General features: G+C 74.2%; 11 protein-coding genes. 7 read left to right on the forward strand and 4 right to left on the reverse strand.

The features are described from left to right. Nucleotides 1-27 precede the first annotated feature (27 nt). Nucleotides 28-1,788 carry an LVIVD repeat-containing protein gene (locus ACZ7LY_RS18505; protein WP_471625673.1) on the reverse strand — a complete coding sequence of 587 codons (1,761 nt, stop codon included), beginning with the start codon at nt 1,786-1,788 and terminating at the stop codon, nt 28-30. Nucleotides 1,789-1,885: 97 nt separating this feature from the next. Further along, nucleotides 1,886-3,121 carry a kynureninase gene (kynU, locus tag ACZ7LY_RS18510; protein WP_471625674.1) on the reverse strand — a complete coding sequence of 412 codons (1,236 nt, stop codon included), beginning with the start codon at nt 3,119-3,121 and terminating at the stop codon, nt 1,886-1,888. A 236-nt stretch (nt 3,122-3,357) separates the two neighbouring features. Here kynU and ACZ7LY_RS18515 point away from each other — a divergent pair, with 236 nt between their 5' ends. From ACZ7LY_RS18515 to ACZ7LY_RS18530, 4 genes are all read left to right on the forward strand, one after another. Further along, a complete protein-coding gene (locus ACZ7LY_RS18515) occupies nt 3,358-4,284 on the forward strand; it encodes a LysR substrate-binding domain-containing protein (RefSeq protein ID WP_471625675.1) in 927 nt (308 codons plus the stop codon). A 572-nt stretch (nt 4,285-4,856) separates the two neighbouring features. Then, a complete protein-coding gene (locus ACZ7LY_RS18520) occupies nt 4,857-5,267 on the forward strand; it encodes a hypothetical protein (protein WP_471625676.1) in 411 nt (136 codons plus the stop codon). Between the two features lie 180 nt (nt 5,268-5,447). After that, complete coding sequence (locus ACZ7LY_RS18525) at nt 5,448-5,795, forward strand: ANTAR domain-containing protein (protein WP_471625677.1); 348 nt, start codon at nt 5,448-5,450, stop codon at nt 5,793-5,795. Between the two features lie 471 nt (nt 5,796-6,266). Beyond that, on the forward strand, nt 6,267-6,620 hold the full coding sequence (locus tag ACZ7LY_RS18530; protein ID WP_471625678.1) for a hypothetical protein: 354 nt from the start codon (nt 6,267-6,269) through the stop codon (nt 6,618-6,620). A gap of 146 nt (nt 6,621-6,766) precedes the next feature. Here the strand turns inward: ACZ7LY_RS18530 and secD are convergent, their stop codons facing one another. Beyond that, nucleotides 6,767-9,118: a protein translocase subunit SecD gene (secD, locus tag ACZ7LY_RS18535; RefSeq protein WP_471625679.1), complete on the reverse strand. Its 2,352-nt coding sequence runs from the start codon at nt 9,116-9,118 to the stop codon at nt 6,767-6,769. Nucleotides 9,119-10,261: 1,143 nt separating this feature from the next. On the opposite strand from secD, the gene ACZ7LY_RS18540 reads away from it, so the two are divergent. Then, the gene (locus tag ACZ7LY_RS18540; protein WP_471625680.1) at nt 10,262-10,714 is read left to right on the forward strand and encodes a hypothetical protein; all 453 of its coding nucleotides are present in this window, start codon (nt 10,262-10,264) and stop codon (nt 10,712-10,714) included. Here ACZ7LY_RS18540 and ACZ7LY_RS18545 read toward each other — a convergent pair. After that, nucleotides 10,651-11,535 (reverse strand): alpha/beta fold hydrolase, encoded by an 885-nt coding sequence (locus tag ACZ7LY_RS18545; protein WP_471625681.1) that lies wholly within the window; start codon nt 11,533-11,535, stop codon nt 10,651-10,653. The two genes, ACZ7LY_RS18540 and ACZ7LY_RS18545, sit on opposite strands and share 64 nt — an antisense overlap. Before the next feature lie 174 nt (nt 11,536-11,709). Here ACZ7LY_RS18545 and ACZ7LY_RS18550 point away from each other — a divergent pair, with 174 nt between their 5' ends. Both ACZ7LY_RS18550 and mgtA read left to right on the forward strand, forming a co-directional pair. Further along, entirely contained in the window at nt 11,710-12,084 is a 375-nt protein-coding gene (locus ACZ7LY_RS18550) for an ArsR/SmtB family transcription factor (protein WP_471625682.1), read from the forward strand. 8 nt (nt 12,085-12,092) lie between these two features. Continuing rightward, nucleotides 12,093-14,660, forward strand: coding sequence for a magnesium-translocating P-type ATPase (gene mgtA / locus ACZ7LY_RS18555; protein WP_471625683.1), 2,568 nt, complete (start codon nt 12,093-12,095; stop codon nt 14,658-14,660). Nucleotides 14,661-14,777 lie beyond the last annotated feature (117 nt).

Here is a 14,777-nt window from a genome sequence, read left to right on the forward strand (position 1 = left end):
GCGCGGGAGAAGGGGGGGAGGCAGGGGCTAGAACTCGCTGGTGCGGAACGGCTTTTCGGGGCGTCCGAGGTGCGGGGGCCCAAGCACCTTGCGGGCCGACAGGGCGTAGATGCCGTGGTTGGTGAGCGCCCACGCGATGTTGCGGTCCCACTCCACGTACACGCCGTGCGTCTGGTTGCCGTACGCGTAGTCGGGCGTCCGCGGCCCGTACGCCTTCGGCACGAAGTACGCCTCGACGCGGGGCCGCGCCGGACGCGATACGTCGAAGAACTGCACGCCCGCGTTGTAGAAGCCGTAGCCGAGGACGCCCGCGTCGTGCTTGCCCGGGTTGGTGTAGTAGCCGGTGCGCTTGGGGCCGAAGCTGCCCCGGCGCTGGCAGAAGTCCGCGAACCCGGCCGACGCGGGCGGCTTCGGCCGCGGCAGCACCCCCACGACCCGCGGACGCGCCGGGTCCTTCGCGTCGATCTGGTAGACGTCCTTGTACGGCTCGTAGCAGTCCTCGGTCAGCGGATAGCCGGAGTAGTAGATCAGCCCGGTCCGCTCGTACTGCGACACGTCGATGTTGTCGCCCTCCGTGCCCGACACCGACGGCGGCAGATCCAGATGGCCCACGGCCCGCATCCGCGACGGGTCGGAGATGTCGAGGACGGTCAGTCCGTAACCGCCCATCGCGGCGAACCCGTAACGCCCGCCCTTCTCCACGGGTTTGGGGATGAACAGCGGCATCCGCGCGCCCATCCAGCTCGTCCGGTTCCCGCAGCGCGGGTTCTTCCGGTACGCGGCGTCCTCGCCGGTGCGCTGCCCCGGCAGGTGCCAGGTGTCGAGCAGCCGGGGCCGCGCCGGGTCGGACATGTCCCAGGACTGGTAGCCGGCCGAGTGCAGGTTCGTCGGGTACTCGGTGCCGGCGTAGGTGTCGTCGGGTGCCGTGGCGAGGAACATGTACTTATCGCCCGTCCAGTACGGCACGTCCAGCGACCCCGAACCCTGTTGCGGCTTCGAGGTGTCCGAGCGCAGCGGGTCCTTCTGCGTGGCGTCCGTCGACACGGTAGCCAGCAGCTTCCAGTCCTTCTTGCGCGGCCCGTCGAGGCGGAACGCCTTGAAGCCCTTCAGGCCGGGCTTCGCGCGCAACTTCCGTACGCCCTCAGGGTTGTTGTACTTGTCGTGCGCGGGGTCGTCGGTCAGTTCGGAGATCTGCCGTTTGTCCTCGAAGCTCATCACCATGACGTACGCGCCGAGCTTCCTGCTCCACTGGACCGTGGACGCGCCCCAGTAGTCGCCCGGCGCCCACGAGGCGTTGCCGCGGGTCTCGTCGCCGTCCACGTCGTCGCGGGTCATCTTCTCGACGACCCGCACCTTCTTCACGTCGGTGATGTCGTAGACGCGGCCCTCGGAACGGTCGTACTGGAACATGTACCGGCGGCCGCCGAAGTCCACGACGTTCTGCCAGGTGTGGAAGTAGTCGGGCGTGAAGTCGGCGCCCTCGTAGGCCGCTTCGACCTTCATGTTCTTGATGTACGACTTCGTGTCGTACTCCTTGTTCCGGCCCGGGAAGCCGTGCTCGTGCTCCTCGTCGACGGGCGTCAGCGCCGGATGGCGGAAGGTGCCGTCGAGCTGCATCCCGTACGCGCCCGGATCGGCGGGCTCGGGGCGGCGGTCCTCGCACACCTCGCGGACGTTCGGGTCGTGGGCGGCGGCGGTCGCGCCGGATGAGCCGGGGAGGAGCAGGGCGGCGGCGGTCGCGGTGACCACGGCCGTGGCCAGCACCGCCTTCGTACGCAGGGATCGCATGGGTGTCCTTGAGGTCTCGGCGGGGAGAGGAAGGGGACGTGCGAAACAGCGCCCGGGACGGCGGGCGACGCGTGCTGACGCTCGTACGGGCGACAGCTCAGGTGACCGTGGGCCGCCGCTGGAACTCGGCGGCCCGGTGCGCGCCGCTCGCCGCGACGTCCCGCAGCACGGTCACTGCGTGCAGCACGTCCGCGTGGCTCAGATACAGCGCGTTGAAGCCGAAACGCAGCAGGTCGGGGGCGCGCATGTCGCCGATGACACCCCGCGCCGTGAGCGCCGCGACCAGCGGATACGCCTCCGCGTGCCGCAGCGCGACCTGGCTGCCGCGCCGGGCCGGCTCGCGCGGCGTGACCGGCGTGAACCCGAGCCCGTCGAGCAGCGCGTCCGCGCACTCCAGGAAGAACCCCGTCAGCGACAGGCTCTTGGCCCGTACGTCGGCCATCGCCACGCCGTCGAACGCGGTGAGCGCCGCCTCCAGCGCCACCAGCGACAGCAGCGGCGGCGTGCCGACGCGGGCCCGCGTGATGCCCGGCGCCGGGGTGTAGGTACCGGACATGGCGAACGGCTCCGCGTGCCCGTGCCAGCCCGTGACCGGGTGATCGAAGCCGTCCTGGTGCCGGTGCGCGACGTACGCGAAGGCGGGCGCGCCGGGGCCGCCCGACAGGTACTTGTAGCCGCAGCCGACCGCGAAGTCCGCGCCGGTCGCGTCGAGTTCGACGGGCAGCGCGCCCGCCGCGTGGCACAGGTCCCAGTGCGCGAGGGCGCCCGCCTCGTGCGCGGCGGTGGTCAGTTCCGCCATGTCGTACAGCTCGCCCGTGCGGTAGTCGACCGGCGCGTACGCGGCGACCGCGACCCGCGCGCCCTCCGCCGCGAGGAACGCGGGCGCGTCCCGCGCGGGCACCCGGCGCACCTCGATCCCGAGCAGCCGGCCCACCGAGTCCGCGATGTACTGGTCGGTGGGGAAGTGGTCCGGATCGGTGAGCAGGACGTCCCGGCCGGGGCGCAGCCGGACCGCCGCGAGGAGCGTGTTGAACAACTGCACGCTCGTGGAGTCGCCCGCGACCACCTGCCCGGGGGCCGCGCCGAGGAGCCGGCCGATCGCGTCGCCGGTGCGGACCGGCGCCTCCCACCAGCCGGCCGCGTTCCACGAACGGATCAGCTCGGTGCCCCACTGGCGGTGGACGGCGTCCTCCAGGGCGGCGGGCACGGCCGTCGGGAGGGCGCCGAGCGAGTTCCCGTCGAGGTACGTCACCCCCTTCGGCAGGGCGAAACGGTCACGGACGTGCGCCAGGGGATCGGCGTCGTCGAGGGCGCGGGCGCGCTGGTTCAGCATGACGGGACATCCTCGTTCCGGGTGGGGGAGCGGGGCCTGGACGCCGCCGGACCGTGACGGCCGGGGCGTGGGGGAATCATGCGCCCGCCGGGGTATGCCGAACCAATGCCAATCAGGGCCGTTCCCTTGCCGGTTCGGGTATGGCAGGGTCGTGGCGTGGCCGAACGCGGGCCGCGCACAGGCAGCGTCATGTCCGCACGGTGGCGGGGGAGGCGGCTTCCCCGCGAGGGAGCGCGATGGATCTCCTGCACGGCCGGCTCAAGTTCCGGCATCTGACCCTGCTCGTCGCCGTCGTCCAGCACGGCTCGGTGGCCCGCGCCGCCGAAGCCCTCCATCTGACCCAGCCGGCGGCGACCCGCTCCCTGCGCGAACTGGAGTCCATCGCCGACCTCCCCCTGTTCGTACGGGAACCGCGCGGCATGCGGCCCACCCTGTACGGGGAAGCCCTCGCCGCCCACGCCCGCGCCGTGATCACCGAGGTCCGGCGGGCCGGGGAGCACCTCGACGGGCTGCGCCGGGGCCATGAGGGCACCGTCACCGTCGGCACGCTCCTCGCCGGGGCGAACGTGCTGCTGCCGCGTGCCGTCGCCCGGCTCAAGCGGGAGCGGCCCCGGCTGACGGTCGTCGTCCGCGAAGGCACCCTCGACGTGCTCCATCCGGCGCTGCTGGGCGGGGAGCTGGATGTCATCGTGGGGCGGGTCGGGCCCGTGCCGAGGGACGGGGAGCGGTTGCGGCAGCGGATGCTGTACCGCGAGCGGATCATGCTGGCGGTGCGGGCGGGGCATCCGCTGCTCGACGTGTCCGGTCTGACGCTGCCGGACACGCTGGCGCATCCGTGGATCCTGCCCGTCGAACAGACCGCGCTGCGGCAGGAGTTGGGGGCGCTGTTCGTCGAGCGGGGGCTCGCACAGCCCGTCGACCGGGTCGAGTGCACGTCCATTCTCACGATGCGGGCGCTGCTGTTGCAGACGGACATGGTGGCGTTGTTGCCGGAGCTTGTGCTGCGGGAGGACGACCGGCTTGCGGCGCTTCCTGTCGAGCTGGCGTCGGTGGGGCGGACGGTAGGAACGACGGAGGCGCTCCACCGCACACGGTCACCCGCGGTACGAGCCCTCCTCTCCCACCTCCAATCAGAGGCGGCCACCCTAAAATCCGCCCCCTGAGCCAACTCCGCCCCTCAATCGCCGGAGAGGCTGGAAGCCGGCGCTCAGACAAGCCCCGTAAGGGGCGCGGGGAACTGCGCGAGAAGCCCCACCGGGGCTGCACCCGAGGCACAACGATCACGCACCCGGCGCTGGGTGCCGCCTTGCCCACCCGTGCCGCCCCAGGCGGCAGATTGCCCAAGGCGGGGGGCGCCGAAGAAGTGCCGGGGTTGGCAGCCCCGTCAGGGGCGCGGGGAACTGCGCGAGCGGCCACGACGAACCCGGCACTCTGGGGCGCTGCCCCAGGCCCCGCTCCTCAATCGCCGGAGGGGCTGGATGTTGGCGCTGAGGCCAGCCCCCTGGCGGGGCCGCCGAGGCCGGAGGCTGGGAGTTGGCGTTGAGGTCAGCCCTGGAAGGGGCGCTGGGAATTGCGCGAGGGGCGCTATGCCATCGCCCTAGGCCTGATTGACCTTAAGGCCATCGTTCACGCCAACGAGTGAATTACTGAATGGATGTCCACCCGTAGCGGAGCGTCGTGCGGTGTCCTGGGGACGGAACCCCCCGCTGGGGGCGCGACGGGACAGGGGGAGCGGATGCGGATCTTCGTGCTGTGCGCGTGGCTGGTGACGGCCGCGCTGGGCAGCTACCTCGCCACGGTATGGATACGCAACGGCGGACTGCGCCAGCGCACGCCGGGCGTGACCCGACTGCCGCTGTGGCTCGTCCTCGGCCACGTCGTGCTGGCCGTCGCGGGCCTCGCCGCCTGGTCGGTGTTCCTGCTGGGCGACGCCCGCAGCTCCGGCTGGGCGGCGTGCGCCGTCGTGCTCGTCGTCGCCGCGCTCGGTTTCACGATGCTGCTGCGCTGGCTGCCCAGCTCCGGCCGGCACTCCCAGCAGTCCGGCACGGCCGAGCGCCACTTCCCGCTCACGGCGGTCGTCGCCCACGGTATGAGCGCCGCGGTGACGGTTCTGCTGGTCATCCTCGTCGTCGTGCGCCGAGTGTGAACGAAGGGTTACGTGCGGGGGGCGCCATGGGAGACGTCACGGGGATGCGCCCCGTCTCCGCGCCCCGCGGGCACTGATTCCGGACGGATCTTGACTCGGGGCGTGTTGCGCCGGGCTCTCGGGGCAGGGACGCTGAGAGAGGCAGACTTTTCCCCTGTGTGGAGGTGGACAGTGACACCCGTGACTTCCCGCCCCCAGCCGGTGGCGCCCGTCGACCCGGCGGCGCGCATCGCCGAGCTGGAGACGGAAGTGGCGCAGCTCAAACAGGCCGTGCACGCCCACGCCGACGTGGACCAGGCCATCGGCGTCGTGTCGGCCGTGGGCCGCATCCCCCCGGCGGAGTCGTGGGACGTGCTGCGCGAGGTGTCCATGCGGACGAACATCAAGCTGCGATCCGTCGCCCAGCAGCTCATCGACTGGGCCGGCAGCGGCCGCCTCGACGACGTGATCCGGCGCGAGCTGGACCGACAGTTCGTGCTGCGCACCGCCGAATCGCACATCCGCAGCGGCACCGACACCTTCGCCTGACCCTTTCGGCCCCGGCGCCCGACCTTTAGGCCCCGCCCGCAAGGCGCCCCCGCGCCCCGGCCCGCACGTGCACCTGTACGACCCGGCCCCCGCCCGCGGCACCGCGGCGCCGGGTCCTGTGTCGTAGGGCGCGCACGGCTTTTCCGTACGTCATGAGGGCTTCGGGACGGAGCGGAACGGAAGGGGCCCCGTTCCCCGGGCCGACCGAGGAACGGGGGGACGGGCTCACTGCCGAACCCGTCGGTCTCAGCGTCGGTCATCCATGTTCTCGGGGTAACACGTAGGCGCGGAGCCAAACACAAGATCCATCGAATCTTTACCGGGTTTCCCGGTCTCGGGTCGGCGGCCCGCGTCCTGCGCCGCTGCTGACCCGCGCCGTTCGCGCCCCTGACCGGTGTGGCAGAGTGCCCCCGACGCCCGGCGGACGGCGAGCGTCGGACCGGCCACGGGGGAGCGGTGACGTACGACGGCGTGAGGGCCACTTGGGGCCTGATGATGACCTGCCTGCACGGCGGCGGGACGGGCGGCCTGCGCAAGCAGACCAGGCCCGTCGACCATGTGCGCGGCACCCGCGACGAGGCGCGCGAGGCCCTGCGCCGGTACGTGACCGCGTTCGAGCCGCGCCGCCCGACGAACCCGCGCCGGGTCACCGTCTACGAGGACGGCGAGGGCTACCTCGTACTCGCCGAGGGCATGACCCAGACGTTCCAGTACGAGTTCCGCGTCGCCCGCGTCGTCTACGACACCGCGCCCCCGCCGGCGCCGCCCGCCGCGCCTCCCCCGGCCTGGGCGCCGCCGCCCCCGCCGCTGCCGCCCCAGGGCTGACCTGGCCTTCGACGGCGGGCCGCCCTTCGGTGGCGCGTGAGCTTCGATGGCAGCGGCGGGCTTCGGGGCGGGGGGCCTTCGACAGCAGGTGGGCCGGGGTCCGGGTGACGGGTCCCGGCCCACCCGCGTGTCACCGCGTCACCGCGTCACACCACGGCCCCCGTGTCCGCGCGGCGGGCCCGGCGCTCCTCCAGCGGCGTCCCGCGCCCGGAACCGCCCCGGCCGCCGGGGCGGCGGACCGGCGCGGTGGGGGAGCGGTGTTCCAGCGTGACCGCGAGCGGCACCGCCGTCACCACCGTCGACGCCATGCCGACGACCACGCCCGTGATCAGCGCCAGCGAGAAGTCCGCGAGCGAGTCACCGCCGAGCACGGCCAGCGCCGCGAGGACGAACAGGGCGCCCATGCCGGTGTTGACCGTGCGCGGCAGCGTCTGCACCACCGCGCGGTCGGCCGCGCGCTCCAGGTCGATCCGGGGATCGCGCCGCCGCGCCTCACGCACCCGGTCGAAGACGACGACCGTGTCGTTGACCGAGTAGCCGATCACCGTGAGCAGCGCCGCCAGGAACACGCTGTCGACAGGCTTGCCGAGCCACGCGAACAGTCCGACCACGATCAGCACGTCGTGCGCCATCGCGGAGACGGCCGCCGCCGCGAACGTCCAGCGGAACCGGACGCTCAGATAGGCCAGTTGGGCGAGCACCGCCACGCCCAGCGCGATCAGCGCCTTCGTCCGCAGCTCCGAGCCGAGACTCGGGCCGACCAACTCGTCCCGCTCGACCGTGACTTCGCCGCCGTGCCGCGCCAACGACTCCTTGACCGCCTGCTGTTCGTCGTCGCTCAGCTTCTCCGTACGTACGGAGATGTCGCCGTCGCCCGCCTCCTGGACGACCGCGCGCGGGAACCCGGCGTCCGCGACCGCCTGCCGGGCCGTGTCCACGTCGACGGCGCGCGAGGTGCTGTACTCCACGAGCCGGCCGCCGGTGAACTCCACGCCGAAGTCCAGGCCACGCACCACGATCCCCGCGACCGCCACCAGCACCACCAGCGCGCTCGCGCCCAGCCAGCGCCTGCGGTGGCGCACGATCCTCGGATCGCGCCGGGCCAGCCACGCGCGCAGCCGGCCGGTCGAGGCGATACCCGTGATCTTCGGGCGGGCCCGCACGCAGCGGCGCCGGACCGCGAAGTCGGCGAGGACCCGCGTGATGACCAGCGCCGACACCATCGAGGCGAGCACGCCGATCGACAGCGTGACCCCGAACCCCTTCACCGGGCCCGTGGCGAACACGAAAAGGAGCCCGGCCGCGAGCAGCGTCGTCACGTTCGAGTCGACGACCGCGCTGAACGCCTGCCCGAAACCGCGCGTGAGCGGCTTGTCCAGCGACTTGGTGCGCGCCCCGAGGTACTCCTCGCGGGCCCGCTCGAACACCAGCACGTTCGCGTCGACGGCCATGCCGATGGCGAGGACGAAGCCCGCGAGCCCCGGCAGGGTGAGCGTGGCGCCGAGCGCGACGAGAGCGGCGTAGGACAGCAGCCCGTACAGGGCGAGGGCGATCGTGGCGAGCGCGCCGAGGAGGCGGTAGACGACCACGATGAACAGGGCCGTCAGCGCGAGCCCGATGAGCGCGGCCCGGGTGGACGCCTCGATGGCGTCGGCGCCGAGCGTCGGGCCGACCGTACGCTGCTCCACGACGTCCACGGGCAGCGGCAGCGCGCCGCCCTTGACCAGCGCGGCGAGGTCCCGGGCCTCCTCCTGCGTGAAGCCGCCGGTGATCTGCGTGTCGCCGCCCGTGATGCCGGTACGGCACGGCACGCCCGGGTTCATGCCCGGCGCCGAGATGACCTTGTCGTCCAGGACGATGGCGACGCGCCGCTCGGGCGCTCCCTCGGGGGCGCAGGCGGCGGCGCCGGTGAGCTTCGCCCAGGCGGCCGACGCGTCCTTGCGGAAGTTCAGATTGACCGTCCAGCCGGCCATGCCCTGCTGGTCGAGCGCGGCCTCGGCGTCGCGCACGCCGTCGCCGGACAGGGCCGTGGGGCCGAGCCGCAGATAGCCGCCGGTGCGGTCCGGGTCGGCGAGCACGCGTTCGCCGCGGCCCGCCGCGCCCTCCTTCTTGTCGGTCTTCTTGTCGGTGACGCCGGTGACGGGACGGATGGTGAGCTGTGCGGTGCGGCCGATGACCTCGGCGGCCTCGCGCGGGTCCTGCACGCCGGGCAGTTCGACGACGATGCGGCGTTCGCCGGAGCGGGCGATGCTCGGTTCGGACACACCGAGGGCGTCTACGCGCTGGCGCAGCACCTCAAGGGCGCGGTCGGTGCCTTCGGCGTCGGCCTTGACGCCTGTGTCGGGCGAGTCGCGGGTCTCCAGGACGATCTGGGTGCCGCCGCGCAGATCGAGTCCGAGGCGCGGGGACTGGGTGAGGGCGACGGCCATCGAGGCGGCCATCACCGCGAGGGCGATGAGCGCACGCCACAGGGGCGTACGGGACTTCTTGCGGGACATGTGTCGGCTCCACGGGCAGGACGAAGGGCGGCGCCCCGCGTCCTCACGTGGACGTGGTCAGGCGCCGATGACGGGGTTGCCGGTGCGTGGAGAGACGGGCGGTGCGCGGGGTGCGGCGGGGCCGGTGCGGCGTGCCGCGTACGCGGGGGGCCTGCCGGGGGCGGCGGTTGCCGCGAACGCCCGGGGGCGGGGTGGGGGCGCTGCGGAGGTGGGGCCTGCGGGGCCTGGGGGGTGGGGCAGGGGGTGCGTGTGGGGGGCGCGGGAGGGGTGGGCGGTGAGGGCGGTGTCCGACTGTTTCTGCGCCTGTACGTGTGCCTGTTCCTGCGGCACTGAGGTGGTACGGGGGATCGGCGCGGCCGGGGTGAGGGGAGTGGCGGTCGCCGCGGAGGGGAGGAGCAGGGCGCACAGGGCCAGCAGCATCGACGCGGCGATCGCGCTACAACGCCGGTACATGCCCGCCCCCTGCCGGTAACCCCACGAACCCCCAAGGCTAAGCCGTTTGAGGGGCGGGAATCGACCGGCGCTGAGGTAAGCCCCGTAAGGGGCGCGGGGAACTGCGCGCTCAGCCACAGCGCACCCGGCACTCTGGGGCGCTGCCCCAGCCCCCGCTCCTCAAGCGCCGGAGGGGCTGGGAGTTGGCGCTCATGCCAGCCCCGCAAGGGGCGCGGGGAACTGCGCGAGAAGCCCCGCCGGGCTGAACTGGACGCTCGACCTTTACGCACCCGGCGCTGGGGTGCCGCCTTGCCCACCCGTGCCGCCCTGGGGGTCCCCCCGGACGAAGTCTGGGGGAGGCAGACTGCCCAAGGCGACGGGCGCCGAAGAAGTGCCGGGGATGGCAACCCCGCCAGGGGCGCGGGGAACTGCGCGAGAAGTCCCGCGGGTCTGCACCCGGCGCACAACGATCACCCACCCGGCGCTGACAGCCCGCAAAAAACGCGCCGGGACTCGGGGAACCCCGGGATCAGATGCCCGCCCCGCCGGAGGCCACCGCGCGCCGGGGCGTGCCTCAACCCGCGCCCCCGCACCCCACCGGCGACCTCACGCGCCACCAGTGCGCCCCCGCACAAGGGTTCGCGCCACTCCCCGGAAGGTGACAACACTGATGCCACGGGGGAACCCACACGCGGTGAGGAAGGACTCGGCATGGCTCCTCAGGCACACCTCGAAGCAGGACGGCTGTCCGCCATCGCAAAGATCCTCGACCGGGCCGGCGGCCACTTGAGCGCCGCCACCCTCGACGGCCCCCCGGCCCCCGGCATCCAGACCCTGCTCGACCTCTCCCGCAGCGCCGCCCACGACGTGACCCGCGCGGCAGCCCTCGCGTACAGCGGAGACGCGGGCCGCGCCCAGGCGCACGTGGAGGCGGCCCGCACCGCCCCCGACCGCTACACGCTGCCCGCCGGCATGCCGCGCCCGCTGCCCCCGGGCGTACGCACCGCCCTGCAACTGCTGCGCGGCATCTCCGGTTTCTTCAGCGCCGAGACGGAGGCAGCCTTCGTACAGGCACTGACCATAGAGAGCCGCCCCCGCGCTCACCGCCCCCCGTCAAGCACCTCACGCAGCCGCACGGCGAACTCCTCCGGCTTACCCGCGTAAGGCGAGTCGCCGCCGACGAAACCGCCGTGGTGGCTCGGGAAGACGACCGCCTCCTGGCCGAGCAGCGCCGCCGTCGCCTCTGCGGTGCGCCCGGTCAGGACCTCGCGGGACTCCTCGCCGACGCCGATGACCACGCGGGTCGGCGCGGCGGCCAGCGCCGCCGCGTCCGGCCGCAGGGAGGTGACGGCGGCGGAGCGGCCCGACAGCAGCGGGTCGTCGCGCGAGCCGTCGTCCCCGTCGGGGAACCCGAACGCGGCCGGTTCCGGCGCCGGCGCCGCGAAGAACGCGTCGGTGAACGGCCCCTGCCACGACGTGTACTGCACGAACGCCGCCATCCCGGCGCCCCAGCCGGCCTCGGCGTACCGCTTCTGCACCCGGTCGCTCGCCCGCTCGGCGGCCGCCGCGTCCGGCAGCACCGACAGCAGCGGCGGCTCGTGCGCGACCAGCGTCGCCACGTCCCCGGGGAACTCCTCGACCAGCGCCAGCGCCGTCACCGCGCCGCCGCTGCTGGCGAACATGTCCACGGGCCCCGCGCCGAGCGCCTCGATCACGGCGTGCACGTCCCGCGCCTGCACGCGCGGGTCGTGGTCCTCGCGCCCGTCGTCGCGGACGCTGCGGCCGATGCCGCGCGGGTCGTACGTGACGACCGTGCGCTCGGCGAACAGCGCGGCGAGCGCCGCGAACCCGGAGGCGTCCATGGGCTGCCCGACCATCATCAGCGGCGGCCTGCCGTCGGCGGCCGGCAGCGGTCCCCGTACGTCGTAGGCGAGGTCGGCGCCCTGCGTGGGGAGCCGGAACGTGTGCGTGCGCGTGGTGTCCATGCAGGGAGGACCGGCGCGGCGCGCGGAACTCATCGGCCGCCGCCGAAGAACCGCCTCCCGCCCGGCCGCCCCGAGTGTCGCCGCTAGACTGGGCGGCCGAAGACGGTCAAGAGGCACGACGCTCAAGAGACACGACGGTCACGAGGCACGAGCGCGGAAGGGTACGGGGACGACGTGGTGGCAGGTGCGCGAGGTCCGGCCCCGGCGCGTTCCGGCGACCCCTCCGCCGATGTGCTCCAGCAGGCGGCCGAGGCGTTCGGCCTGCTCGCCGCGCCGACGCGGCTGCACATGATGTGGGCGCTCGCCGAGGGCGAGTGCGACGTCAGCGGCCTCGCCGAGCGGGTCGGCGGCGCGCTGCCCGCCGTCAGCCAGCACCTGTCCAAGCTCAAGCTCGCCGGTCTCGTCCGCTCCCGCCGCGAGGGCCGCCGGCAGGTCTACTACGTCGACGACCCGGACGTCGTCACCGTGGTCCGGCTCATGGTCGGGCAGCTCACCGAGCGCGCCCGGCAGGACGCGACCCCGGTGCGGCGGCTGCGCGGCGGCGCCTGAGCGGCGCCGTGAGCGTCCACGACCCGGCCCCGCCCCCGAGCCCGGCCGCCGCACCCCCGGTCGGCCCGGCCCCCGGCGACCGCACCGCCCTGCAGGTGCTGCGCGCCCTCGACGGCTCCCCGCGCGGCCTGACCGAAGCCGACGCCGGCGAACGTCTCGCCCGCTGCGGCCCCCACACGCCGCCCGCCCGCCGGGCCCCGTCCTGGCCGCGCCGGCTGGGGCAGAGCCTGCGCGATCCGTTCACCGCCGTGCTGTTCTGCCTGGGGCTGGTCTCCGCCGCCGTCGCCGCCTGGGGCACCGCCTGCGTGATCCTCGTCCTCGTCGCCGTGAGCTGCGTCCTGCGCGCCCAGGGCGAGCACCGCGCCGACCGCGCCATGGACTCCCTGCGCGGGCTCGTCGCGGGCACCGCCACCGTGCGGCGCCGCCCCACCGCCGACGCGCCGCCCCGCACCCGCGAGATCCCCCTCGACGAACTCGTGCCGGGCGACGTCGTACGCCTCGCCCCCGGCGACCTCGTCCCCGCCGATCTGCGGCTGCTGCGCGCCCGCGGCCTGACCGTGCACCAGGCGGCCCTGACCGGGGAGTCCGCGCCGGTGCCCAAGCACCCCGTCGACCGGCCCGGCGACGCGGACGGCGAGGCCCACCTCGTCTTCCAGGGCAGCGGCGTCGCCTCCGGCGGCGGCACCGGAGTCGTCCTCGCCACCGGCGCCGACACCCGGTTCGCCGCCGTCCGCGCCGGCGCCGCCCGGCCGCCCACCAGCGCCTTCGACCGCTCGGTGCACGGCATCTCCTGGGTGCTCATCCGCTTCATGCTGCTCACTCCGCCGCTCGTCCTCATGGCCGACGCGGCGCTTCACGGGCGCGGCCTGGAGACGCTGCCGTTCGCCGTCGCGGTCGCCGTCGGGCTCACCCCCGAGATGCTGCCCGTCATCGTCACGACCTGCCTGTCGCGGGGCGCGTCGCTGCTCGCCCGTACCCACGGCGTGATCGTGCGCCGGCTCCCGGCCCTGCACGACCTCGGCGCGGTGGACGTGCTGTGCGTCGACAAGACCGGCACGCTCACCCAGGACCGGCCCGTCGTCGACCCGGACCGCACCGACCCCGAGGCGCTGCACTGGGCCGGGGTCTGCGCCTGGTGGACGTTGCAGACCGGCGAGCCCGGCGACCTCGACCCGCTCGACGAGGCCCTCCTGGACGCCACGGGCCCGGACGACTGGGACGCCTACGACGGGGTCGACGCCCTGCCCTTCGACCCCGTACGCCGCCTCGCCACCGCCGTCCTGCGCGCACCCGGCGCCCTCGGCACCCACACCCTCGCCGTCAAGGGCGCCGCCCCCGACGTGCTGGAGCGCTGCGCCCTCGACCCCGCCGAGCGTGCGGCACTGGAGCAGCGGGCCGCCGCGCTCGCCGCCGACGGGGTGCGCCTGCTTGCCGTCGCCACCGGCCGCCACCCCGCCCGCACCCGCGGCTACACGCCCGCTGACGAGCGCGGCCTCACCTTCGCCGGGTTCGTCGCCCTGCGCGACGCCCTCGCCGACTCCGCGCCGGGCGCACTGCGCGCCCTCGACGCACAGGGCGTCGCCGTCAAGGTCCTCACCGGCGACCACCCCGCGACCGCCGCCCGCGCCTGCCGCGACCTCGGCATCGACCCCGGCGACGTGGTCACCGGCGACCGCCTCGACGCCCTCGCCGACACCGAACTCGGGCCGCTCGCCGCCCGTACGACCGTCTTCGCCCGCTGCACTCCCGAGCACAAGGCCCGCGTCGTCACCGCCCTGCGCGCCCACGGCCACACCACCGGCTACCTCGGTGACGGCGTCAACGACCTGCCCGCGCTGCGCGCCGCCGACGTCGGCATCTGCCCGCGCGTCGGGGTCACCGTGGCCCGCGAGGGCGCCGACGTCGTCCTCGCCGACAAGGACCTCACCGCCATCGGCCACGCCGTCCTCGCGGGCCGCCGCTCCAGCGTCAACATCGCCTCCTACCTGCGCATCACGCTCTCCTCCAACCTCGGCAACGTCATCGCCATGCTCTCGGCCGGGCTGCTGCTGCCGTTCCTGCCGATGCTCCCCGCGCAGGTCCTCGTCCAGAACCTCTGCTTCGACGCGGCGCAGCTCGCCCTCGCCCACGACCGGCCCGACCCGGCCGCCGTGCGCGCGCCCACCGTGCTGCGCCCGCGCGCCTTCCTGCGCTTCATCACCGGCTTCGGTGTCCTCGGCGCGCTCGCCGACCTCGCCACCTTCGCCGTCCTCGCCTTCTGCCTGCCGGGCGCGCTCGACGCGGGCGACGAGACCGGCTTCCACGCGGGATGGTTCACCGAGAACCTGCTCACACAGGCGCTCGTCATGTTGCTGCTGCGCACGGCCCGCCGTACCGCCGAGGGCCGCACCCCAGGCCCGATCCGCTGGGCCGCCGCCGCGCTCGCCCTGGTCGGCGTCGTGCTGCCGCTGACCCCGCTCGGCGCGCTGCTCGGCATGACCGCCCTGCCGGCGCTGTACTACCCGCTCCTCGCCGCCGTCCTCGCGCTGTACGCGGGGGCCCTGGCGCTGCTGCGCGCCCGCCACAAGGGGCTGTGACCGGCACTCCGGTACCCGGCGCCCGGCGCGTCCCTGTTTCGCACATACGTCCCAAAGTCCGCCCGCCCGCAGGCAATCGAGCTGCGTGGGTAGACGCTTCCCAGTGCTTAGGCTCGC

The organism is Streptomyces sp. NPDC107550 (assembly GCF_055639095.1).